This window comes from Kitasatospora sp. NPDC048715 (genome assembly GCF_043198905.1).
In the GTDB taxonomy this organism is placed as follows: domain Bacteria; phylum Actinomycetota; class Actinomycetes; order Streptomycetales; family Streptomycetaceae; genus Kitasatospora; species Kitasatospora lactacystinica.
Genome location: NZ_JBICVH010000001.1, coordinates 22841 through 44015 on the forward strand (window position 1 = coordinate 22841; position 21175 = coordinate 44015).

A 21175-nucleotide genomic window follows, 5' to 3' on the forward strand; every position below is an offset into this window, starting at 1 on the left:
CGAGGAGGCCTGTGAGGGGCCTCAGGGGCGCCGCAGCTCCGGCGGCGGGGTGCGCTTGGCGTCCATGTCGTCGACCCGCACCAGGCTGCCCCAGACGGCCATCCGGTAGCGCGAGGTGTACACCGGCGTGCAGGTGGTCAGGGTGATGTAGCGGCCGGGCCCGGCGTAGCCGGAGCGGGCCGGGACGGGCGCCACGATGCCGGTGTCGTACTTGGACGTCTCCGCCAGGGTGCTGTCGACCTTGTAGACGTACCACTTGTCCTGGGTCTCGACCACGACCGCGTCGCCCTGGTGGACGGCGTCCAGGTCGTGGAACTTGGCGCCGTGGCCGTCCCGGTGGGCGGCCAGCGCGAAGTTGCCCTCCTGGTCCCAGGGCATCGCGGCCTTGTACGGCTGCTCGTACACGCCCGCCACGCCGTCGTCCAGGACCTCGGTGGAGGTGCCCAGCCGGATCAGCACCTGGAAGTCCCTGCCCATCGCCGGGACGTGCAGGAAGCCGACGTCGTCCCCGACCGCGAACTGCTTCGGCGCGGCCGTGGGCGCGGCGCCGGGGGCACCGGACGCGCCGGGGGCCGGGGCACCGCCGGGGGCGGCCGGGGGGCCGGGGTTCGGGCCCGCGGCCCAGCTGCCGCGCAGCCGGTCCGCGGCCGCCGAGGCCGAGCGGTCCGCCTGCACGTTGGTCCACCACAGCGAGTAGGCCACGAACAGGCCGAGCACCAGGCCCAGGGTGATCAACAGCTCGCCGAAGACGCCGAGCGCGGCCAGCGCCCGGATCCGGCCCCGCCCCGCCCGCGGCTCGGGCGGGGGGAAGGCCTCCTGCGCCGGTTCGGCCGACTGCGCGGTCTCGTCCTGCATCTGCGGTGTTCCCCCTCCGGGCCGGGCGGCCGGGCGGCTACCCGCCCGTGATCGCGGCCGGCTTGCCCTGGGCACGCGGCCGTTCCTCGATCATCTTGCCAAAGACGATGAGACGGAACTTGGAGGTGAACTCCGGGGTGCACGTCGTCAGCGTGATGTAGCGGCCGGGACCGGTGTACCCGGCGCCGTTCGGCACCGGCTTGATGACGCTCACGTTGTTCGGGGAGGTCTCCGGGATGCCCCCGGTGACCTCGTAGGTGTAGTACCCGGCGGCGGTCTCCACCACGATCTTGTCGCCCTTGCCGAGCTGGTTGATGTACCGGAACGGCTCGCCGTGGGTGTTGCGGTGGGCCGCCAGCGCGAAGTTGCCCGCCTTGTCGCCCGGCATGCCGGTGCCGCTGTAGTGGCCGACCAGGCCGTTGTCGAGCACCCCCGACTTGGAGGTGCCCTCGGCGATCGGGAACTTCAGCCCCAGCTTGGGCAGGTAGATGATGGCGAAGCCCTTGCCGGGCTCGAACACCTCGGGCTTGTTCGGGTCCGGGGCCGGTTGGCCCGGCTGGACGGGCGGGGCGACCGCGTTGAACTGCTGCTCCAGCTTGTTGCGGGCCCCGTCGGCGGCCTCGTCGGCCTGCACGTTGGTCCACCAGAGCTGGTACGCCACGAAGAGCAGCATCACCACGCCGAGCGTTATGCACAGCTCGCCGACGCCCCGGGCGGCCACCACGAGCAGGGACTCCTTGGGACGCACCCGCCCGGCGGCACGGCCGCCCGCCCGGCGCCGGCCGTTGCCGGAGCGCAGCGAGGTGCGGCCCTGGGCGGCGCGGCGGCGCTCGGCCCGGCCGCCGGTGGGGGCCGGTTCGGCGGCCGGCGCGCCGAGGTCCGGGGGCAGCCGCAGCTGGAGGGTCTGGTCGGGCAGCCAGGGGTACTCGGGCCCGTCCACCAGGGGCTCCTGGGCCTGCTCGTAGACGCCCCAGGCGTCCTCGGGCACGGTCTGTCCCGGGTGCTGCCCGTGGGGCGCACCGCCGGTGCCGTCCTCCTGGCCCGGGTACCCGGGCCCGCCGTACTGCTGCACGGTGCCGTACGGGTCCGCCTCCGGCTGGAAGCGCCGCTCCGGACGCAGCGCGGTCACGCCGGTCAGCCCCGGCCGATCACCGGGGCGAGCCCGGCCGACCGGTCGACCGCCTGCGGGAAGCCGCACTCCGCGAGCCAGTTGGCGAGCATCCGGTGCCCGCCCTCGGTGAGCACCGACTCGGGGTGGAACTGCACGCCCTCGACGGGCAGTTCACGGTGCCTCAGGCCCATGATCACGCCGCTCCCGGTGCGCGCGGTGACAACCAGCTCGGCCGGCACGGTGGCCGGCTCGACCGCGAGCGAGTGGTAGCGGGTCGCGGTCAGCGGCGAGGGCAGGCCCTCGAAGACCCCGCCGTCCTCGTGCTCGACCGGCGAGGTCTTGCCGTGCAGCAGCTCGGGCGCCCGGCCGACCACCGCGCCGTACGCGGCCGCGATCGACTGGAGGCCCAGGCAGACGCCGAACACCGGCAGCCCGATCCGCGCGCAGTGGTGCACCATCTCGATGCAGACCCCGGCCTCCTCGGGGGCGCCGGGCCCGGGGGAGAGCAGCACTCCGTCGAAGCCCTCCTCACCGGAGCGGCGGACGGCGTGCTCGACGGTCACCTCGTCGTTGCGCACCACCTCGCAGGTGGCGCCGAGCTGGTACAGGTACTGGACCAGGTTGAAGACGAAGCTGTCGTAGTTGTCCACCACCAGGATGCGGGGCGGGGTCGTCCGGGTCGTCATGCGCGCGTGGTCTCCGTGGGGTGCGGTGCGGGAAGGGAGTGCCGGGCCCGCCGGCTCAGCCGGTCGCGGCGCCGTCGCCGCCGTCCACTGTGACGTCGCCGAAGGGGAGCAGCGGTTCCGCCCACGGGAAGACGTAGGTGAAGAGGAGGTAGACGATCCCCAGGACGAGGAGCAGCGAAATGACGGCCCGGACCAGGGTGTTCCCCGGGAGGTGACGCCAGATCCAGCCGTACATGGTGCTCCCTCGACGTAGCGGACTGGGTTAAAGAGTAGACCCGCCGTGCACGGCCGCGGGGCCGGTCCGCTACTGCTGCCCGCCCGCCGACCGCAGCTCGGTGGTGCCGGAGTAGCCGGGCAGGTTCAGCTCGCCGCTCTCCTGGACCTTCCAGCCCAGCCCGTACGCCTGGACGTACTGGAGGTACTTGCGGATCGTCGGGTCCGCGTCGACGGCCGAATGCAGGGCGTCGGTCCGGCCCACCGCCTTGACCACGTACGGCGGGGAGTAGACCCGGCCCTGGAGGAGCAGGGTGTTGCCGACGCAGCGGACGGCGCTGGTGGAGATCAAGCGCTGGTCCATCACCTGCACGCCCTCGGCGCCGCCCCGCCACATCGCGTTGACCACGGCCTGGATGTCCTGCTGGTGGATGACCAGGTCGTTGACGCGGGGCTCGGGCACCCCCGGGATGCGCGCGGTGGCGTTCGGCGGGGCGTCGTTGAGGGTGACGGTCAGGCCGCCGCCCTGGAGCGGCTCCAGCGCGGCGTCGGAGCGCAGGCCGTCCAGCTGCGCGGTGTCGGCGGGGTCGTGGCCCTGCTGCTCGGTGAGCTGCTGGGCGCGGGCCTGGAGGTCGGCGAGCTGGGACTGCGCCTGCTGGTTCTGCGCGCTGCGCTGGCGGACCACGTCGCCGAGGCTGAGCAGCGAGTTGTCGGTCCGCAGGTCGGTGCCGCGGGCGGTCTGCGCGCTGATGTAGAAGAGCAGACCGGCGAGCGCGAAGACGGCGCAGGTCAGGGCACGTCCGACAATTCGGGTGCCGGAACGGCGGGTAGGGGCCGACTCAGGGGGAATCGACAAATTAGTCACCGTACCCTTATCTCCTCAAGACCCGCCGAGCCACTACGCTAACGGACGCCGGTGGCATGTGGCGGAGCGGTCCCCAGGACGTTCTCCACGGCCGACCGCAGCCGATTCCACCCGCTGCACCCTGCGCGGTCTCACAGCGCATCGACAGGAGAGCTCCTCGTGCCGAAGTCTCGACTCCGCAAGAAGTCCGACTACACCCCGCCGACGACGGCCGCGGTGAAGATCAGTTCGGGCCGCAGTTGGGTCGCCCCACTGATGCTGGCGCTGTTCCTGATCGGCCTGGTGTGGATCGTCACCTACTACGTGACCAGCGGCACCTACCCGGTCGAGAGCTGGCGGAACTGGAACATCCTGGTCGGCTTCGGCTTCATCGCCGCAGGGTTCGGCGTCTCCACCCAGTGGAAGTGACGGCCCGCCCGTCCTGAGGCTCTGATTCGAGCCGTTTCCCGCCGCTCCGGATCGCTCGTCCCGGGGCGGCGGTCAGGCGTGCCCGGAACCGGTCGGGAATCCGGTCGTTTGTCCCCACGATCGGACTGGCGTGCTTATCCACATGGTTATCCACACTGGGGAAAAGTCTCCCCAGCCTGTGGATAACTTTCCCGGGCGGGGCCGTGCACAGCTGTGCACAACTCCCCGGAAACGAGAAAACCGCACAGCAGGACACGCGTAGAACAGCAGTCCGCAACCGGGTGGCCGCACAGCCTGTGCACAACCCCGCACCCGCTGTGGACAAACGTCCGGGCGGTCAGGCCCCGTAGAGGGCCATCCCGGTCAGCAGCATCCCCGCCTCGACCGCCACCGCGCCCGCCACCGCCAGCGCCTGGACCGGGCCGCGGCGCTCGCGCGGGGCGTACATCAGGCCGGCCGCGGTCAGCGCGCCGAGCACCAGCCCGCCGACGTGCGCCCGCCAGTCGATGCCCGGGCGGGAGAAGGTGACGACCAGGTTGAAGACCAGGAACGCCATCGCCGGGCCGAGCGGGCCCCTGTTCCGCAGCTGGAGCACGATCGTGGCGCCGATCAGCCCGAAGACCGCCCCGGAGGCGCCCACCGAGTTCATCCAGTCGCCGGCCACCAGGAAGGCGAAGGTGCTGCCGCCCAGCCCGGAGACCAGGTACAGGGCCAGGAAGCGCAGCCGGCCGAGCGCCTCCTCCAGCGTCGGGCCGAGCCAGAACAGCACCAGCATGTTCATCCCGACGTGCCACCACTCCAGGTGCAGGAAGGTGGCGGTCAGCAGCCGGTACCACTGGTCCGGACCGTCGGCGATGCCCGCGGGGCCGCCGAGGATGTCCCGCCCCGCGCTGAACAGCGACCAGGTCTGGCCCAGCCGCGGGGTGAGCACGTAGGCCGCCAGCACCCAGACCACGACGTTGAGGCCGATCAGCACCCGGGTGACCAGCCCGCCGTCGGCGGCCAGGGCGCCGCCGAACCGGGTGGTCGCCCGACGCGTCCCGGCGTGGCCGTCGCCGACGCACTCCGGGCACTGGAAGCCCACCGAGGCGGTCACCATGCACTGCGGGCAGATCGGCCGCTCGCAGCGGGCGCAGGAGACCCCGGTGGGGGTCCGCGGGTGCCGGTAGCAGCCGGGCGGACCGGTCTCCGGGGACCGATCGGCCGACGGCCGCGGCTCGTCCGGGAGCATCAGCGGAGTCCCCTTCCCGTACACGACCTCCGAAACCGCCAGCCTACTGCCGCGTGCCCGCTCCCGGACCGGCTCCCCCACAACCGCCCGCCCGCCGCACGGGACCGGGTACCGCCCGCCCCTCCGCCCTCACCCGTCGCCGCCCGTCGCCGCCCTGCGCCGCCCTGCGCCCGCCCGCCACCCCGCGGGGCCCGCGAACGGCCCACCCCGACCTGCCGTCGGACAAATCAGGATGCATGATCAGCATTCAGGTGGATATGTGCATATAGGACGCCACCCAGGAGGAGAGAGACTCGTGAGCTTTTCGGATTCGGCCCGAGAGACGGCCACCAGGACCCGGGACACCGCCGCACACTTCGCGGACGGCGCCAAGCAGCGCCTCGGCCCCGCCTTGGACGCCTTGGGCCCGAAGGCCGCGCTGGCCGCCCACAACCTCCGCATCCAGTACGACAGGCATCTCGCCCCGCAATTCGGCCATGCCTTCGCCAGCCTGCCGCCGGAGGCCCAGCAGAACGTCCTGAAGGCCCTCCACCGGGCCCAGGAGGCCGCTCTGGCGGCCCGCCTGTCCGCCGCCCGGGCCGCGGACCAGGCCCGCACCAACGTGGCCCCCAGGGTCGCCCAGGCGGTCGAGGAGGCCCGCGCCACCGTCGGCCCGGTCGCCCACGAGGCCCAGACCCGCGGCGCCGCCGCGCTGACCGCCCTCCAGGGCAACGTCAGCTCGGCCGAGATCAGCGAGCTGGCCGCCCGGAACGCCAGGAAGAAGGACTGCAACCGCCTGGCCACCGGCCTGGCCGTGGCCGGTCTGCTGGCGATCGGCGGCGGCATCGTGGCCTGGCAGTGGTGGCGCCGGCACAGCAACCCGGAGTGGCTGGTCGAGCCCCCGGCACCGCAGGAGCCCCGGCCCACCGGCGCGCACGCCGCGTCCGCGCCGGTGAACGGCTCCGGCCCGGACGCCGGCGCCGAGAGCACGGACGGGGCCCCGGTCGGCGAGAACGACGGCCCCGCCGCCGAGGACGGCCCCGGGCCGCGCTGACCGTGCGGAGACCGCCCGGAAACGCCGATCGGCCGTCGACCAGGATCCTGGTCGACGGCCGATCGGCTACTGCCCTGAATTGTGGAGCATAGGAGACTCGAACTAAGTTTTTGCACACTTGTGACCTGCGACGATGCGCCAGACACGGACAAACGAGGGCAATCGGCGTGACGCTCGATGCCACTCGGTACCGCTCGACGGCGTCCGATGCTGACTTGTCAGCATGCCTGAGAGCACAGAACCGCCCCCGAGAGCGTCCTCTCGGGGGCGGCCCGGCCGCTACGGTCCGTCATCTGGACGGGCGGGCCAGCCTCGCGCAGACCCTCCCGTAGCAGCCGTTCAACCTGTCCGACCAACCCACGCCGGTCGAACAGAAGTTCGACTACCTGCCTGGTGTCAGTCGGTACCCCAGACCTCGGGGTCCGCGCCGTATCCGGCGGCGATGAGGGCTTGACGGGTACGGGCTAGGTCGGCGGGCGTTTCGTAGCGCTCAGGTGCCGTGAGGTCGAGCCGGGCCACTCCGCACACGGTGCTTATGAACGATATGTACGTTCGGGGCAGGCTGAGGGCGGCCACCGTGACCTCGTCCATGTCCTCGGTGACCTGAAACGGCGCACCGGTGGTGCGTAGGGAGGTCACGTCCGCCCACGCCTGGACCAGCTTGTGGATGTAGTCCGAGGAGAAGTCGGAGTTGGCCTCGGCCACCCGTTCCGCGATGTGGGCTGCGTACGCGGGGAAGGATTCCGCGAGCCACGCAGCCCCCCGAGACAGGACCCGCGCGCTCACTGGGCGGCCCCCTGCGCGGTTCGGTAGCCGTGGAAGTCGGCGGCCTGCACCTTGCGGCGGATCCACTCGTCGGCTGCGGTCGGGGTGGGCAGCCACCCGGAGGCCTCGGTGTTGGTCAGCAGGTCCCGGACGACCCACTGCTCGGGATAGCCGGCCGGACGCTCCACCCGCTCGGCAACGTAGCGGGCACCGACACGCTGCCGACAGGTCATGCGGTCCCCGTACGCGACCCGCACAAAGACGCTGCTGTTGTCCTTCAGGAGGAGAGGCACGTCGGTGGTCTCGTCCCCACGCATCCAGCGTTCCAGGTCGTCAGTCCGGCCAGCGCCGAACATGCGTCGCATCGCTCTCCGTTGGACATCGTCGATCGGCAGCGCGCTTACCGCCGTCCAAACCCGTTCGAGGGCATGGAGGGCCGGGAGTGCCACGGGTTCAAGGTGCCCGTCCACCGACACAGTGAGGTGGTCGGTAAGGGTCATCAGGTGATCTTCCTCGGTCTTGGGTCACGGGCACCGGATCGGTGCCGGGGGCAGGCGCAGTCGGGCCAGAAGTCCCAGCGCGGCGGTTCGTCCGGCGGGCCGATCTCGGGGGGAGTCACTGTCACCGGGGTGAAGCTGTGGCGCCGGCCGTCGGCAGAGACCTTGTACGTGCTCAAGCGCAGACCGGGGTGACGCCCGGCCTGCTGAAGGTCTTCGGCGGGCCGGGTCATCTCAGCCCCTTGAGCCGACGGCGGCGGCGGGCCTCGCCGATCTGCCAGATGACCAGCGCTCGGCGGCCGGCCCGGTCCAGGTCCGCCGCGTGCGCCACGAGGAGGTCCGGTGCCGGGCGGCCGGGACGTCGGGATCGAGTGACGAACATCACTTAGACACCCCCGAAGCCGGGGGAGCGCAACCGCCGCGGCACGCGACGACCGCCCAGACGAGGCCGTCGCGCCGAATGTGCCCGGCCGAACCGAAGGGAACGTCGGTCGCGCCGCAATCGATGCAGGCGCGTTCGTGGAGCTGGGCGTACGTGGGGGCCCTGCGTCCACGAGGCAATGCCGGTGAACTCATGGAACCAGCGTGCCGAGCGCGGCGCCCGGCGGGCAGGGCGTGCGCGAGGCATGTCCGAGCACTTCGCTTCACACCCCGTGTGAAGCGAAGTGCTCTACCGTATCTGACACCGCATCAGCAGGAGGTCCCTAGTGGAGCCGAATCCGCTGCTCGACGCCCTCATCGACGAGGCCGAGATGTCGCACGCGGGCCTGGCCGCCCGCGTCAATGCCGCCACCGGAGCCAGCTACGACCACACCGCGGTCGCCCGGTGGATCCGTGGCCAGAAACCCCGAGGCGCGGTTCCCAATGCGATCTGCACGATCCTCGGGGAGCGGCTCGGCCGACCTTTCACGCTCGACGGCATCGGGATGGGTCGCCCCGGCTCGTCGTCGAACGAGCTTGCCGGGTACCTCGATCGGGCGACAGCTCTGTGGCGGTCGGACCGACAATCTCGCCCCGAGGTGCAAACCGTCCCGGCGGTCACCGGCACGGCCGCCGTTGTCCCGGTCTGGGAGTGGGAGAATCCGCCGGACGACCGCGACGTGTCCCGTGCAGGCACCGTCCACGTCGGCGTCACGGACGTGCAGATGCTGCGGGTAGCCCGTACCCGGTACGAGCAGATGTATCGGGGCGCCGGCGGGGTCGCGACCAAGGGGCGGGTCGTCGGCTTCCTCACCGAGCACACCGCCCCACTCGTCCGCGGTTCCTACACCGACGCCGTCGGTCGGGACCTCCTGCGGGCGGCCGGGGGCCTCGCCGCTGTCGCCGGTATCTGCTCGTACGACGCCGACGCCCAGGGCCTCGCGCAGCGCTACTTCCACCAGGCACTCCGGCTCGCCAAGGCATCCGGCGACCGGGCGTTCGGCGGGTACGTGATAGCGCTCCTCGTCAACCAAGCGGTCTATCTGAAGGACTACCGGCAGGCTGTAGCCTTCGCCGAGGCCGGGATCCGGAGCGCGGGACCGTACGCCAGCCCAGCCCTCGCCACCGACCTGCACGCGATGCAGGCGAAGGCCTTCGCGCGGATGGGCGACGCCGCTTCGGCCCACGGGGCGATGGCCCACGCCGAAACCGCGGCTGGCCGCATCCGACGCGAGGAGGAGCCGCCGGAGACCGGCTACGTTCAACCGGGCCTGGTCGAGGCCCAGTTGGCAGAAACCTTGATCAGCCTCGGAGATTGGGAGCCAGCACGGCAGTATGCCGAGGAAGCTGTACAGACCCAGGCCCATGCGCGAGGCCGCGTGCACCGACTTGCCACCCTCACGACTGTGGACCTCGGCCGAGGAGAGGTCGAGCAGGCCGCAGCCCACGCAGTGGGTGCCCTGGACCTGGCCGCGGGGATGGAATCCCGGCGCCTGAACGATCGCTTCGTGGCCCTCCGGCGGAAGCTGGCGGGCCACGCCACAGCCGCGACACGTGATGCCGTCGACCGGATCGACGACGCGCTCGCCGTCCCCCTGTGACGGGCCTGGGATACTGGCCGCCATCGGTGGCCAGCAGGTAGGGAGTTCGACGTGTCGGTGTGGCGGAATCTGGGCGAGCACACGGTCTATGAGAACCCTTGGCTGCGGGTCAACTTGGCGGACGTCGAACTGCCCGACGGACGTCACCTCGACCACTACATCCTGCGGCAGCGGCCCGTTGCTCTGGCCACCGCGGTGAACGAGAAGAACGAAGCGCTGCTGCTCTGGCGGCACCGTTTCATCACCGACACGTGGGGATGGGAGCTGGCCGCCGGCGTCGTCGAGGACGGCGAAGACCTCGAGGCGGCGGCCGCCCGGGAGATGCTCGAAGAGACCGGGTGGCGCCCGGGCCCGCTCCGGCACCTCCTCACGGTGGAACCGAGCAACGGCCTCGCCGACGGCAAGCACCACGTCTACTGGTCCGACCAGGCCGAGTACGTCGGACACCCCGAAGACGACTTCGAATCGGATCGCCGGGAGTGGGTTCCACTATCCTCCGTGCCCGACCTCGTGGCCAAGGGCGAAGTCCGCTCGGCCAACGCGGTGGCGGCGCTGCTGATGCTGTGGCAGGTGCGGGAGGCAAGGGTCACGACTCAGGCACAGCCGTACGCGACCAACCAGTAGCCCGATAGCGTCACCCCCACACCACACCAGTCCCAGGGGGGATCATGCGCACCCGTACCACCGCCGCAGCCGTCGTCGTCGCGCTGCTCGCCATCGGCTCGGCCGCCTGCTCCAGCTCGGCCAGCAGCTCGAAGGGGGCGGCCGCCGCCCCGCAGACCTCGGCGGCCGCCGTTCCAGCTGCGCCCGAGGCTCCGGCGCCGGCCGGGACGACGGCGCCCGCGGCCGCCGGTGCGAGGCCGAGCGGGCCGCCGGCCAAGCCGGATGCCGCGACCACCGCGGCCTACATCGCGGCGCTGACGGCCATCGACCCGGAGATCGTCAGCGACAAGGCGGACCGGGCGGTCAGCCGGGGCCGCGACCAGTGCACCTCCGTAGCCGAGTGGCCGAAGGACCAGCCGAAGTTGGTCGACCTCGCCAACAAGAGGTTCACCAGCGCGCAGCACCCGAACGGCTTCGGGCCCGAGAAGTCCGCGAAGATCCTCGAGGTCGTCCGCAAGCACATCTGCCCGACGTACTGAGCGAGAACGCACAATGCGCCCCCGCCCGGCCGGAGCCGGAGCGGGGGCGCTGTGGTGTCAGGGTTTCTGCTGGAGTTCCCGAACGGCGACCTCGACGCGGTCGACGGCGTCTCTGAGAGACGAGCCGGAGTTGGGGTGTAGTTCGTGCTCGATGGCGGCGATTCTGACCATCACCCCGGGGCGGGCGGGCACGCCCGGGCGGGCTTCGGTGCCCTGCCAGTCGTCGGACCAGGCGTCGAGAACGGTATGGATCCGTCGGACCGCCCGCCAGATCAGGCCGAGTACGGCGGCGATGGCGCCGAGGGCGGCGGCCCAGGCCGCGAGGGCGTCGACCTGGACGACGCCGGTGTCGGCGAGGTCGGTCACTCGCGCACCGCCCGGGCCAGCGCGTCGGCGTCCGGGTCGGGCGTCTTCCGCAGCCACGAGGGGAGCCAGCTGTCCACCAGCGGCAGCGCCATCACGCGGGTGACGGCGCCGGCCACCGCCAGGATGGTGCCGAGGCCGGGCAGGGTGCTGGGGACGCCGGCGGTCTGGACGAGCAGGGGCAGGCCGGCTGCGACGCCGAGGACGAGAGCGAACACGGTGCGCGTGGTGCGTCGTGCGGAGTCGGTCATGATCTTCTCCTAGTCGGTGACGGTGAACTCGTGGGCGGCGCCCAGGCGTTCGAGGGTGCTGCGCCCGGGGATGCCGTCGGCGGCGCCGCCGTTGTAGCCGCAGCGGCGCTGCCAGGCCGAGTACGCGGTCACGCTGCGGGTGCCGAACGAGCCGTCCACCCACGCTCGGTCCAGCAGGCCTTCGTCCGCCAGCGCGCCCTCGACGACCTGGACTTCGTTGCCGTAGGTCTGGTGGCCTTGTTCGGCGCCGGGATCGGTCCGGGCTGCGGCGATGATGTGCGCGAGCGAGACCGTGCGGCCGCCGGGCAGGTAGCCGAGCAGTTCCCTGAGGCTGTGGGGACCGGGCACGCCGTCCGCGTCGCCGCCGGCGTAGTTCAGGGAGCGCTGCCACGCGGCGTAGGCGTTGGTGTCCGCATCCGTCCAGTCGGGGCCGGGGCCGACGCTGTAGTACCCCCCGAAGCCGCGACGGACCAGGGCTTCGCCGACTGCGGTCACGTGCGGGCCCTGGGCGCCGTAGCCGTACGGCAGGCCGTTGATGCTGCTCTGGTAGCGGGCCGGGGTCGGGTCCGGCGCGGGGGCGGGCTGCGGCGCCGGGTCGGCGCCGGCCTGGCCGAAGTCGGGCCACGACCCGGGGTCGGTGTGGTCGTTCTCCGGGGTGTGCGCGTGCGCGTACCAGCCGCCGGTGGTCTCCCACGTCCGCTCGTCCCGGCGGGCGGTGAAGTCGACCGGGCGGCCCATCGGCCAGACGTCGGGCACGCCCCAGGAGGAGATCCAGGCGTGGAGCCGGTCCCAGCCCGCGCACGGGGTGTCGACCAGCCGCGGGTAGACGATGCCGTCGCGGCGGCAGTAGGGGAAGAACACGGCCTCGATCTGGATGACGACCCGGCCGGCGCGGTTGGTGCGGGTGCCGCCGGGTCCGTCGGCCACGCTCTTGGAGCGGGATGTGGCCGGGTACAGCTGGGCGATTCGGCCGGTGAACGGGTCCCAGATCAGGTGCGGCGCGCTGGCCCGGCCGCTGCCGGTGAAGTAGCTCACGAGGTCGTCGAAGTCGCACCAGTCCTGTGGTGCGGCGGCGGTCGCGTTGCGGTCCCAGGTGATGTGGGCGATGGCCTTCGGCGGGTACTGCTGGTCGGTCGGTGCGTGGTCGCCGAGGTCGTGGACCTCGGCTCCGGGCATCCACAGTTCGGGCATGCTGCGGTTCCTCCAGGGCATGGGAAAGCCCCCGGGCGGTGGCGCCGGGGGCTGGCGGGTCGAGGTTGGGTCTCAGGCGGTGCGCTGCGCGCGGAGCCACGACGATGCGGCGATCGTGGTCCCGGTGCCGTGGGCGGCGTACTGCGCCCACTTGAGCTGGAGCGTTCCGGCCGCCACGGTGACGATGTGGCCGGTCAAGCGGCACGAGGTCAGGGAGTTCGGGCCGCCGATGCCGTACGTCCCGGCGGCGACGGGCTGGCCGGGGATGGTGCTGTGGCTGGCGTAGGCGGCCTGGCCGCCCAGGGCCGGCGCGCCGATCGACCAGCGCATCGCGGTGCCGAGCGGCACCGACCAGTCGAGTTGTAGGCCGCCCTGGTTGTACTCCCCGGCGTAGTACAGGCAGCCGTCGAGGAGGTACGTGGCGCCGGCCTCCAGCACGAGGGACAGGTGGGGGTCGGCGGTCAGGCTCGTGGTGTTGGCGCGCGCGGTGTCGAGCGACTTGATAACGGTGATCGGCGGGATCGCGGCCAGCTGCGCCCCGAGGATGCGCTGGCCGGCGGCCCAGGGCGGGTAGCCCACGGGGTCCTCCTAGAGAGAGATGATGGCGGGTTGCCACAGCCGCACGGGCGCCGCAGCGGGCAGCGTCTTGACGACGCCGTTGACGGAGCGGGTGACGACGGCGCTCTGGTCGGGCCCGAGCGTGGTGAAGTCGTCCCAGCTGGCGGTGACGGGCAGCGGGGTGGTGCTCGTGCTGGACAGGATGCTGCGGGTGCCGATCTGGCCGGCGGCGGTGAGCGCGGTGTCGGTCGTCTCGGCCTGCCAGACCGAGGGCTCCGGGGCGCCGTCCAGCCAGGCCCGGGCGCGCAGCGTGCTGCCGGCGGTCTGGAAGCGGAGCGCGAACCGGCGGCCCGCCGCGTGGGTGAGGCCGGTGGTGTACTGCTGGAGCAGCGTCTCTGCCCCGGCCACCCGCTTGCGGATGGTCAGGATGACCTCCTGGGCCGTCCCGAGTTCCAGCCGGGCCAGATAGCTGTTGGAGCCGTCCTGGTAGCGGGCGACGAGGGCGACGAACTGGCCGCCGCCGACCGCGAGTTTGTCGGTGGCGACGGTGGCACGCAGGTCGACGTCCGCGGACGGTGCGGGCAGCAGGGTGTACCGGCTGACGTTGACGCTGGGCATGGCGACGAGGCCGCGGCCGGACTGGACGGAGTAGTCGGCGGCCGACCCGCCCGAGGTGGTCCAGGCCTGGCCGGAGGTGGCGGTGCCCCAGCCCCCGGCGGCGGTCCGGCCGAAGTGGTCCCCTCGAGCACCGACGACGTCGAGGAAGCGGACCTGTTCACCGGCGATGCCGACGTCGAACGGCAGGTCCGCCGGGTCGGTGGTCCAGGTCGGCCCGCTCGTGGTGGTGAGGGACAGGACCGTAGCCGTTGCGTCGGCAGGGGCGGCCAGCTGGCTGCCGGCGGTGTCGGCCCGGCCGAGGACGGGATCCTCCAGGACCGCCACCGACCAGGGCCCGGCCGGCTGGCAGCTGAACACCATGTCCCAGTCGAACTGACCGATGCTCTCGGCGTAGCCCTCGGCGAGCAGCGCAACCGCAGTAGGGCCGTCCTCGGGCGGCATACCGATGATGTCGATCCGGTCGCGCAGGTCCAGACCGAGGACGGTCGGGATCAGGTGAGGCGCAGCCGCGAGGTCGACCCGGACGCTCGGATACCGCGGGCCGTCCCACGTGCCCAGGTGCAGCCTCCAACCCGCGAGGTCGACGAGCTGCTCGTCCCGCCACAGGCTGAGCGTCACCCCCTCGTCGTACCGGCCGACGCCGACGGGCGGGGGCTGCGTCGACATACTGCTCGTCGTGTCGACCGCCCGGGCACTGGACCCGCCGGCCCTGGTGATGGTGATGTCGTTGCGCACGCCCTGGTCGTCGTCCGCGGGCTCCAGCGGCGGCGCGACGTCGCCGCCCGCGTAGTCGAGGACGAGCCGGGCCGACTGGTTGAAGGCGAGGTGACCGGCCCGGTACCACAGCGCGAGGTCGTCGATCCGCTCGGCCAGGATGCCGTGATCGGAGTCGGCGGCCTCCTGGAGCAGCGCGAGCAGCGCGCCCGGACGCTGCGACCCCAGGGGGACCTCGGAGTCGACGTCCCCCTGGATGACGACCGGCACGCCCTCCTCACTGCACAGCCGCCCGATCCGCTCGGACGGCCGGTTGCCCAGCCACCCATTGTCGGCACGGTTGTAGACGTCGGCGACGTGGTCGAACACGGCCAGGTGCCCCATGCCCATGCCGTTGAGGCCTTCGCCGAGCAGTGTGTCGATCTCGGTCGGGACACCGACCGACCCGGCGTACGAGCCGGCACCACTACCGTTCTCGTCCGAGCTGACGGCGTACCACGTGATGGACCAGTCCACCTGCCCGCCGTTCTGAGTGGCGCGGATGATCATCTGGCGCCACTCCGGCCCGGCGAACAGGTGATTGCCTGCCAAGTAGTCCATGACCGTGACCCCGTTGGCGTCGAGGCCGTAGATGTGCACCGCGGTGCCGTCGAGCGCGCCGGCGTCGAGCACCCACGTGCGCACCGTACCGGTGGACGTCCAGGTGAGAAGCCTGGACGTCGCCGACGGCGCCGCCGTGCACCGGTACACGAAGTTGATCTGCCACATCGTCGGCGCCACCGCGGGAGCGGGGACGGCGCCGCGCAGCTGCGCACCGGTGCGCAGCGTGGGCAGCGGCGAGGACCCGGTGAGATCGCTGTCGGCGCCGAAGTCGACTGCGCTGGTCTCCAGCGGGCCGACACCGTAGACGGGGCTGTAGGCCTGGCTCGCACCGCGCTCGTCCTCCATCGGCCAGTAGGCGAGCGGGCGACCGGTGGGGATGTAGCGGCGCAGCGTGCTCTGAAGCGGAGCTGCGCCCTGCCCGAGGCGACGCATGATGCCAGCGGCCTGGATGGGGATGTAGGTGTCATGGCCGCTCACGTCCCGGCGCGGCAGCCAGCTGGCCACCTCACCGGTGAACCTCGTGACGAGGTTGGACAGGGCGGCGGGGGCGACGACGCTCCAGGTCCGGCCCACCCCGTCGGCGAACACCGTGGTGCCCGGGGTCTGGGCGGTGAAGTCGGGGGCGGCGACGACGGTCCCGTCGATGCCGTTGCGGACCTCGGCGCGCAGGACGTGAGCGGGCAGCGCGAAGACGGAGGCGACGGCCGGGTTGTCGCCCAGGACCAGGGGCGCCGTGCCCGGGTAGATGGTGGTCGTGCCAGCCGCGGTGACGGGGCCGCCGAGCTGCACCCAGGGCCCGGCCATAGTGGCAGCGGTGTAGAAGCGCGCCGTGCAGCCGCCCGCCCCGTTGTCGACGTCGAGGACTGCACGGACGGCCAGGCGGCCGGTGGGCGTCGACTCGATGGGCCAGTCCGAACTCAGCGCCCGGATCTTGGAGTTCGTGCCGTCCTCGCTCCAGTCCAGGAACAGGTACCCGTTGCCGGAGTGGAGGCGCCAGCTGCGCCCGGTGGCGCCTCCCTCGTAGCGGCCGGCGATCTCGTAGAAGGTGTTGTCGGTGGGGATGTGCCACAGCTGGTCGAGGTCGACACGGACGTCCAGGTCGGTGACGTGAAGCGCGGCTGTGTCGGGGGTGCTGGCGCGGCCGCCGAGGGCCCCGGTGATGTCGAGGTAGGTGGTCGGCCCGGGTACGCGGACGCGCAGCGGGGTGTTGCGGCCGATCCGCCCGTACAGGGGGCTCGCCGCGTTGCGGGGGCTGTACTTCCCGTTCGGGTTGCTGAGGGTCATGGAGCACTTGGCCGGGTCGACACGCGAGGCCTCGTCGTGGCGGCCGCGCTCGATGTGGATGCGGTCGTCGAGGCGGACATCAGCGGTGATGTCGGTCCAGACCCCGTCCAGGCGCAGCTCGACGTGGACGTCGAGCGGGGTGTGCGGGAAGGCCATGCGGCCGCCCCCTTTCTACGTGAAGGCGGTCTGGGCGCTGCCCTGCCCGGTGACCCGGACCATCTCGCGCAGCAGGCGTTGGAGCTTGGAGTCGGCGCCGGTGGCGTCGAGGGTGATGCGCACCTCGACGGGGCCGCCGCCGGTGGCGCGGGACAGCGGTGTGACGGTGGCGCCGCCGGGCAGGGACAGCAGCTCGGGCCCGGCCTCGCCGACGAGGACGGTGCCGGCGCCGGTGATCTGGCCGCCCTTGGCGAGCATGGGGATGTGCGGCATCGAGAAACCCTTGCCGCCGAAGTAGGGAATCCAGTCGGGCGCGGTGAACGACAGCCGGCCGACGGTGGAGTTCCAGAAGCGGCCGATGGCGTTGAAGGCGGCCCGGAACGGCGACATGATGATCTCGCCGAGGCCGGAGAAGCCGCTGGCGATCCGGCTCGGCAGGCCGGCCACGAAATCGAACGCGGCGGAGGCGCCGGAGCGCATGGAGTCCCAGCTGCGCGAGATCCAGGACACGGCCGAGGTGATCGGCGAGACCAGGATCCCGACGATCAACGGCCAGTTGTTGGCGACCCAGTTGTAGACCCCGGAGATCGCACCCCACACCACGGCCCAGCAGCTCGTGACGATGTCGCGGAACTGCTCGCTGTTCTGCCAGAGCAGGACGACGGCGGCGACCAGGGCGACGACGGCGATGATGATCAGCCCGATCGGGTTGGCGGACAGGGCGGCGTTCCATGCCCACTGCGCGCCGGTCGCGACCGTCTGGATGCCGGTCCAGATGCTCTGCGCGGCGGCCCAGGCCATGGTGGCGCCCTGGACGAGGAGGATCGCCCCGGCAACCGCACCGAGGGTGATCGCAAGCGGCTGGACCCAACTCGCGTGCTCCTGACCGAACTTGACCAGCTCTCCGCCGACCTCGGCCAGCTTGAGCTGTGCGTCCCTCTTGAACTTCTCCAGGGCGGCCGCCGGGTTGTCACCGACCGTCTTGGCCATCTGGTCGGCGGCCCCCGCGACTTCACCCAGTGCGGTCTTCGCCGTGGACGGGTCGAGAGCGTAGAGCGCTTTCTGGACATCTTCAGATTTCGTACCAAAAAGGGCCAAAGCCGTGTTGTTGCGCTCGACCGGGTCTTTCATCGCGCGCAACCGGTCGAGCACCTGGTCGAGGGCCGAGGCCGCGCCCGGGCCGCCCTTCACGAAGGCGGACTGCATCTGCTTGGCGTTCAGGCCGAGCACCTTGAAGGCGTCCGCGCTGGCCTGGGAACCGCTCTGCGCGATGAGCGTGAACTCTTTGAGGCTGTCGGCCACCACGTCGGCATCGCGGGCACCGGCCTTGAGTCCCTGTGCCAGCAGGCCAGTTGCCGTTGCTCCGTCCAAGCCGAGCTGGCGGAACTGCGTCGAGTACTCGGTCAGGGTGTCGGTGAAGTCTCCCGCCTTGTCGACGCCGCTCTGGAAACCCTTGGTGATGATGTCGAAGGCCTCGTCGGCGTCGCGGGCCAGGCCGGTCTTGATGAGCTGGCCAGCGGCCGAGGTCGACGAGGCGACGTCCACGTCGAACACCTTGGCCAGCGCCATGGCCTTGGTGGTGATGCGCTCCAGTCCGGCACCGGCGGCGTCGCCGCCGATCTGCTGGACGACGCCGCGGATCGCGTCGTTGACCTCGGCCGTCGACTCGCCCCAGGCCTCCTTGTAGACGTTGGCGCTCACCTTGGACAGTTCGGCGGCGCGCTCGGCCCCGACGCCGAGCTGGGCGGCGAGTTTGTCCGAGGCGGCCCCCATGTCGAGCGAGTCGACGACGCCCTTGCCGAGTGCCCCGGCGATGCCGGCGGAGATGCCGGTCGCCGCCGTCGACACCTTCTCCTTCATCTGGCCCAGCACGCTCGAGGCTTTGTCCTTGGCGATGAGGTTGAACACGAGCGAGGTGTCGGAGGCCATGTCACCCCCTCGTGGTCGTCACCGTGTACGGGCGTCGTCGAGCTGCTTCGCGTAGGCGTCCAGCCAGGCGTGGACCTGCTCGGTCTCCTCGACCGTCATCAGCTGCCACTCCCACGGGCGGATCCCGAGGAGGTGTGCCGCGTTGCCGATCTGCGCTATCCGGCGATCGGCGGCAGGACTTTTCCCTCGGGCTCCTCGTAGGCCTCGGCGATCTCGGCGTCCAACTGCGCGAGGACGGCGTCCCGCACGTCGGGCGCCGCGGTCTCGGCGGCCTGCTCACGGATCAGCTCCAGCTCGGCCTTGCTGTGCTCCAGCGTCAACTCGTCCCACGCGAAGTCCACGTCGTCGTAGCGCAGCGGCGGGTTCTCGCGCTTCAGGAAGACGAACAGCAGCGCGCGCCGGCACGAGCTGTTGCCCCTGATGACGGCCTGGGTGAACGCGGAGAAGTCCTTGCCGGTGAGTCGCTCCAGTCGCTCCCGCTCGGCGCTCATGAGCTTGGTCGGCTGGTACTTGAAGCGCTTCGGCTCGTCGGACCCATCGGGGTGGTAGACGAGGTACACGGTGTCTCCTATCGGGCCCGGTCGGCGATGCGGCGGGCCATGCTCTCCATGGCGTCGGCGACGCTCTGGCGGTAGGTGTCGGAGCCGGGCTGCATGGCGCGGTCGAACCAGTTGACCTTGCCGTGCTGGACGCGCCAGATGCCGCGGCCGAACGTCTGGGTGCGCCAGCCGGCCGATCTCTGGGTGCGTTTCGGCGCGTTGGCGAATCCCCTGATTCCGGCGATCTTGCGCGATTTGACGCGGGCCCCGCTCCAGCGGCCGCCCAGCTTGACCTCGGGGCGGATGCGCTTGGCGATGGCGCTGCGCAGCGCGGGGGCGGCGGTGGTGGTGGCGGACATCGACATGATGCCGCTCTTGGCCTGCTCCGCCGCCGGTTTGAGCGCGTTCCGCATGTTCGTGGCCAGCTCCTTGCGCAGAGCCTTGCCGTCCTCCTCGGCGCGCAGCGCGGCGGTGAGGGCGTCGAAGCCTTCGAAGGTGACCGAGAGGTCCACGGGGTTCTGGGCCATCAGCTGGTGGCGCGCAGGACTTCGCCCGAGGTCGGGTAGCTGACGCCCACGCTGGCCTCGTCGCCGACGGACCCGGCGATCGGCTGCCACTCCTTGATCAGCACGCTGCCGCTGTACTTGGGGTTGTTGATGCTGACGGGGGCCTGGGTGGGCCGGACCTCGAACGGCACGACCTGTCCGAGCAGTGGCCACATGATCGAATCGAGCTTTCCGGCGGCGTAGTCCTGGAGCAGCTCGAGGCCGAGCGTCCCGCTCTTGAGGCCGCCGATGCTGACCTTCCAGCCGTTGGAGATGTACGTGGTGACGTCCTTCTCCTCGCACTCGACCGCCAACTCGGCTTTCCGGGCGTGCTCGTTGAGGATGTTCCCGGCGATGTTGAGGTACTCGCCGGTGAGGACCATGGTGGGCATGGTGCGCTCCTTCTACTGGATGCCGAGGGCGGCGACGAACGTGAACGAGGGGCCGGTCCCGGCGACGGTCCAGGCGATGCGCCACCACGTGTCGGTGACCGGGGCGGGGACGGCGAGGGCCTGGCCGCCGAGGCCGGTCGCGGCGGTGAAGACGGCCCGGGTGGTCGGGTCGGTGAACGCGGCGCTGTCGTCGCTCTCGATGCGGACGGTCAGCGCCGGGGTGGTCCCGGCGGCGGACAGGACGTGGAGCGTGGCGTAGAGGCGGCGACCGTCCGGGACGGGGCCGAGCTGGAGGGCGGTGCCGGCGCCGCTGCTGGAGCGCGCGGTGCCGGGCGGGTGGGCGATCTGCCCGCGGGCCATCGCGCCGGTGCCCGACCCGCCGGCGGTCCAGGGGGCGAGGTCGCCGACGGTGCCGCCGAGCGTGTAGTCGGTGCGCAGCGCTTGGGTGAGGTAGGCGAGGGAGCCGACGGTGGCGAGGTGCGGGGCGACGGTCCACGGGACGATGGCGCCGAACTGGGCCCACGTGGCGTCGTCGACAAGGTCGTCCGCGCCCGCTTCCCAGAAGCCCTCCGCGGTGACCTTGCTGGTTCCGAGGCCGCCCTGGACCCGCTTCCAGCCGCCGCCGCCGTACGTGGTGCGGTCCTTCTCCTCGACCTCCGCCGACAGCTCGACCTTGTTCGAGACACCGGTCAGGTCCGCGCCGCCGGTGAACAGCCTTACCTCAGTGAGGACTTGGGCAGCCATGGTCACGCCCTCCCGTCGCCGATGACGCGGATGATGATCTCCGCGCCGACGTACTGGACGCCGGCGTGCTCGTACCAGCGGTAGCCCTGGACGCGCTCGACGCGTAGATCGTGGGCGAGGCCGCCGAGGGCGGGCTGGCCGGGGGCGCCGCGGGACGCCTCGATGGCGGCCTTGAGGCTGGCCGGGCCGGAGCCGGAGAGCAGGGCGTCGAGGACGGCCTGGGCGGAGCGGTCGTCGCCGCGGCCGACGAGGGCCCGGCAGGTGATCTCCAGCTCGTCGAGCGCGCGGCCCATGGCCTTGTCGTACTCGACGCTGACTTCGCCGACGAAGAAGTGCGGTTCGTTCACGCTGTCGGGGGTGTAGCCGGTGCAGGTCAGTTGTCCGGCCGCGGGCGGCAGGACGACGGCGCCGGCAGCGGCGGCGATGGCGGTGCGAACGGCGGCGATCTGCACGGGGTGCCT

The 21175-nt window shown here is 71.8% G+C and carries 25 protein-coding genes; 5 read left to right on the forward strand and 20 right to left on the reverse strand.

Annotated elements, in window-relative coordinates; translation table 11 throughout:
- Nucleotides 1–21: 21 nt before the first annotated feature.
- The 5 genes from ACGFSC_RS00085 to ACGFSC_RS00105 form a co-directional block, all read right to left on the reverse strand.
- Complete coding sequence (locus tag ACGFSC_RS00085; protein WP_359912214.1) at nt 22–855, reverse strand: class E sortase; 834 nt, start codon at nt 853–855, stop codon at nt 22–24.
- A 37-nt stretch (nt 856–892) separates the two neighbouring features.
- Nucleotides 893–1984, reverse strand: coding sequence for a class E sortase (locus tag ACGFSC_RS00090; protein ID WP_359912216.1), 1092 nt, complete (start codon nt 1982–1984; stop codon nt 893–895).
- 5 nt (nt 1985–1989) lie between these two features.
- On the reverse strand, nt 1990–2652 hold the full coding sequence (locus ACGFSC_RS00095; protein ID WP_359912219.1) for an aminodeoxychorismate/anthranilate synthase component II: 663 nt from the start codon (nt 2650–2652) through the stop codon (nt 1990–1992).
- Nucleotides 2653–2707: 55 nt separating this feature from the next.
- Nucleotides 2708–2887, reverse strand: a complete 180-nt coding sequence (locus ACGFSC_RS00100) for a hypothetical protein (RefSeq protein WP_049656795.1) — start codon at nt 2885–2887, stop codon at nt 2708–2710.
- Nucleotides 2888–2956: 69 nt separating this feature from the next.
- Nucleotides 2957–3721, reverse strand: a complete 765-nt coding sequence (locus tag ACGFSC_RS00105; protein WP_392862022.1) for a DUF881 domain-containing protein — start codon at nt 3719–3721, stop codon at nt 2957–2959.
- A 168-nt stretch (nt 3722–3889) separates the two neighbouring features.
- Between ACGFSC_RS00105 and crgA the strand changes: the two genes are divergently transcribed.
- Entirely contained in the window at nt 3890–4138 is a 249-nt protein-coding gene (gene crgA / locus ACGFSC_RS00110) for a cell division protein CrgA (RefSeq protein ID WP_224283164.1), read from the forward strand.
- A gap of 337 nt (nt 4139–4475) precedes the next feature.
- Here the strand turns inward: crgA and ACGFSC_RS00115 are convergent, their stop codons facing one another.
- Nucleotides 4476–5369, reverse strand: a complete 894-nt coding sequence (locus tag ACGFSC_RS00115) for a rhomboid family intramembrane serine protease (protein WP_359912225.1) — start codon at nt 5367–5369, stop codon at nt 4476–4478.
- A gap of 295 nt (nt 5370–5664) precedes the next feature.
- Here ACGFSC_RS00115 and ACGFSC_RS00120 point away from each other — a divergent pair, with 295 nt between their 5' ends.
- Complete coding sequence (locus tag ACGFSC_RS00120) at nt 5665–6402, forward strand: DUF5324 family protein (protein ID WP_359912228.1); 738 nt, start codon at nt 5665–5667, stop codon at nt 6400–6402.
- A gap of 396 nt (nt 6403–6798) precedes the next feature.
- On the opposite strand, the gene ACGFSC_RS00125 is transcribed toward ACGFSC_RS00120, so the two are convergent.
- The 3 genes from ACGFSC_RS00125 to ACGFSC_RS00135 form a co-directional block, all read right to left on the reverse strand.
- Nucleotides 6799–7107, reverse strand: a complete 309-nt coding sequence (locus ACGFSC_RS00125) for a hypothetical protein (protein ID WP_359906861.1) — start codon at nt 7105–7107, stop codon at nt 6799–6801.
- 77 nt (nt 7108–7184) lie between these two features.
- Nucleotides 7185–7667, reverse strand: coding sequence for a hypothetical protein (locus tag ACGFSC_RS00130; protein WP_359906863.1), 483 nt, complete (start codon nt 7665–7667; stop codon nt 7185–7187).
- A 226-nt stretch (nt 7668–7893) separates the two neighbouring features.
- A complete protein-coding gene (locus ACGFSC_RS00135) occupies nt 7894–8046 on the reverse strand; it encodes a hypothetical protein (protein WP_359906866.1) in 153 nt (50 codons plus the stop codon).
- 325 nt (nt 8047–8371) lie between these two features.
- Here ACGFSC_RS00135 and ACGFSC_RS00140 point away from each other — a divergent pair, with 325 nt between their 5' ends.
- The 3 genes from ACGFSC_RS00140 to ACGFSC_RS00150 are packed head-to-tail and all read left to right on the forward strand — an operon-like array spanning nt 8372 to nt 10827.
- The gene (locus ACGFSC_RS00140; RefSeq protein WP_359906869.1) at nt 8372–9685 is read left to right on the forward strand and encodes a transcriptional regulator; all 1314 of its coding nucleotides are present in this window, start codon (nt 8372–8374) and stop codon (nt 9683–9685) included.
- A gap of 51 nt (nt 9686–9736) precedes the next feature.
- A complete protein-coding gene (locus ACGFSC_RS00145) occupies nt 9737–10309 on the forward strand; it encodes an NUDIX hydrolase (RefSeq protein ID WP_359906871.1) in 573 nt (190 codons plus the stop codon).
- Between the two features lie 44 nt (nt 10310–10353).
- Nucleotides 10354–10827 carry a hypothetical protein gene (locus ACGFSC_RS00150; RefSeq protein ID WP_359906874.1) on the forward strand — a complete coding sequence of 158 codons (474 nt, stop codon included), beginning with the start codon at nt 10354–10356 and terminating at the stop codon, nt 10825–10827.
- A 57-nt stretch (nt 10828–10884) separates the two neighbouring features.
- On the opposite strand, the gene ACGFSC_RS00155 is transcribed toward ACGFSC_RS00150, so the two are convergent.
- The 11 genes from ACGFSC_RS00155 to ACGFSC_RS00205 all read right to left on the reverse strand — a co-directional run bounded on the left by ACGFSC_RS00155 (nt 10885) and on the right by ACGFSC_RS00205 (nt 21166).
- Nucleotides 10885–11193, reverse strand: coding sequence for a hypothetical protein (locus ACGFSC_RS00155; protein WP_359906877.1), 309 nt, complete (start codon nt 11191–11193; stop codon nt 10885–10887).
- Complete coding sequence (locus tag ACGFSC_RS00160; protein ID WP_359906879.1) at nt 11190–11441, reverse strand: hypothetical protein; 252 nt, start codon at nt 11439–11441, stop codon at nt 11190–11192. Before ACGFSC_RS00160 ends, ACGFSC_RS00155 begins: the two co-directional genes overlap by 4 nt.
- 9 nt (nt 11442–11450) lie before the next feature.
- Nucleotides 11451–12632: a peptidoglycan-binding protein gene (locus ACGFSC_RS00165; RefSeq protein WP_359906882.1), complete on the reverse strand. Its 1182-nt coding sequence runs from the start codon at nt 12630–12632 to the stop codon at nt 11451–11453.
- Nucleotides 12633–12704: 72 nt separating this feature from the next.
- The gene (locus tag ACGFSC_RS00170) at nt 12705–13211 is read right to left on the reverse strand and encodes a hypothetical protein (RefSeq protein WP_359906885.1); all 507 of its coding nucleotides are present in this window, start codon (nt 13209–13211) and stop codon (nt 12705–12707) included.
- 9 nt (nt 13212–13220) lie between these two features.
- Nucleotides 13221–16565 carry a hypothetical protein gene (locus tag ACGFSC_RS00175; RefSeq protein ID WP_359906888.1) on the reverse strand — a complete coding sequence of 1115 codons (3345 nt, stop codon included), beginning with the start codon at nt 16563–16565 and terminating at the stop codon, nt 13221–13223.
- Nucleotides 16566–16580: 15 nt separating this feature from the next.
- The gene (locus ACGFSC_RS00180) at nt 16581–18494 is read right to left on the reverse strand and encodes a phage tail tape measure protein (protein WP_359906891.1); all 1914 of its coding nucleotides are present in this window, start codon (nt 18492–18494) and stop codon (nt 16581–16583) included.
- A 155-nt stretch (nt 18495–18649) separates the two neighbouring features.
- On the reverse strand, nt 18650–19054 hold the full coding sequence (locus tag ACGFSC_RS00185; RefSeq protein WP_359906894.1) for a hypothetical protein: 405 nt from the start codon (nt 19052–19054) through the stop codon (nt 18650–18652).
- A gap of 8 nt (nt 19055–19062) precedes the next feature.
- On the reverse strand, nt 19063–19560 hold the full coding sequence (locus tag ACGFSC_RS00190) for a hypothetical protein (protein ID WP_359906897.1): 498 nt from the start codon (nt 19558–19560) through the stop codon (nt 19063–19065).
- The gene (locus tag ACGFSC_RS00195; RefSeq protein WP_359906899.1) at nt 19560–19970 is read right to left on the reverse strand and encodes a hypothetical protein; all 411 of its coding nucleotides are present in this window, start codon (nt 19968–19970) and stop codon (nt 19560–19562) included. Before ACGFSC_RS00195 ends, ACGFSC_RS00190 begins: the two co-directional genes overlap by 1 nt.
- 12 nt (nt 19971–19982) lie before the next feature.
- Nucleotides 19983–20714, reverse strand: coding sequence for a hypothetical protein (locus ACGFSC_RS00200; protein WP_359906902.1), 732 nt, complete (start codon nt 20712–20714; stop codon nt 19983–19985).
- Between the two features lie 2 nt (nt 20715–20716).
- Nucleotides 20717–21166, reverse strand: a complete 450-nt coding sequence (locus tag ACGFSC_RS00205; protein WP_359906905.1) for a hypothetical protein — start codon at nt 21164–21166, stop codon at nt 20717–20719.
- Nucleotides 21167–21175: the final 9 nt, after the last annotated feature.

What these genes read in the sequence shown, in the direction of transcription:
- ACGFSC_RS00085 (WP_359912214.1), bottom strand. Translation starts at nt 855, where the DNA reads ATGCAGGACGAGACCGCGCAGTCGGCCGAACCGGCGCAGGAGGCCTTC.
- ACGFSC_RS00095 (WP_359912219.1), bottom strand. Translation starts at nt 2,652, where the DNA reads ATGACGACCCGGACGACCCCGCCCCGCATCCTGGTGGTGGACAACTAC.
- ACGFSC_RS00100 (WP_049656795.1), bottom strand. Translation starts at nt 2,887, where the DNA reads ATGTACGGCTGGATCTGGCGTCACCTCCCGGGGAACACCCTGGTCCGG.
- ACGFSC_RS00115 (WP_359912225.1), bottom strand. Translation starts at nt 5,369, where the DNA reads ATGCTCCCGGACGAGCCGCGGCCGTCGGCCGATCGGTCCCCGGAGACC.
- ACGFSC_RS00130 (WP_359906863.1), bottom strand. Translation starts at nt 7,667, where the DNA reads ATGACCCTTACCGACCACCTCACTGTGTCGGTGGACGGGCACCTTGAA.
- ACGFSC_RS00135 (WP_359906866.1), bottom strand. Translation starts at nt 8,046, where the DNA reads ATGTTCGTCACTCGATCCCGACGTCCCGGCCGCCCGGCACCGGACCTC.
- ACGFSC_RS00150 (WP_359906874.1), top strand. Translation starts at nt 10,354, where the DNA reads ATGCGCACCCGTACCACCGCCGCAGCCGTCGTCGTCGCGCTGCTCGCC.
- ACGFSC_RS00160 (WP_359906879.1), bottom strand. Translation starts at nt 11,441, where the DNA reads ATGACCGACTCCGCACGACGCACCACGCGCACCGTGTTCGCTCTCGTC.
- ACGFSC_RS00165 (WP_359906882.1), bottom strand. Translation starts at nt 12,632, where the DNA reads ATGCCCGAACTGTGGATGCCCGGAGCCGAGGTCCACGACCTCGGCGAC.
- ACGFSC_RS00175 (WP_359906888.1), bottom strand. Translation starts at nt 16,565, where the DNA reads ATGGCCTTCCCGCACACCCCGCTCGACGTCCACGTCGAGCTGCGCCTG.
- ACGFSC_RS00180 (WP_359906891.1), bottom strand. Translation starts at nt 18,494, where the DNA reads ATGGCCTCCGACACCTCGCTCGTGTTCAACCTCATCGCCAAGGACAAA.
- ACGFSC_RS00190 (WP_359906897.1), bottom strand. Translation starts at nt 19,560, where the DNA reads ATGGCCCAGAACCCCGTGGACCTCTCGGTCACCTTCGAAGGCTTCGAC.
- ACGFSC_RS00195 (WP_359906899.1), bottom strand. Translation starts at nt 19,970, where the DNA reads ATGCCCACCATGGTCCTCACCGGCGAGTACCTCAACATCGCCGGGAAC.
- ACGFSC_RS00200 (WP_359906902.1), bottom strand. Translation starts at nt 20,714, where the DNA reads ATGGCTGCCCAAGTCCTCACTGAGGTAAGGCTGTTCACCGGCGGCGCG.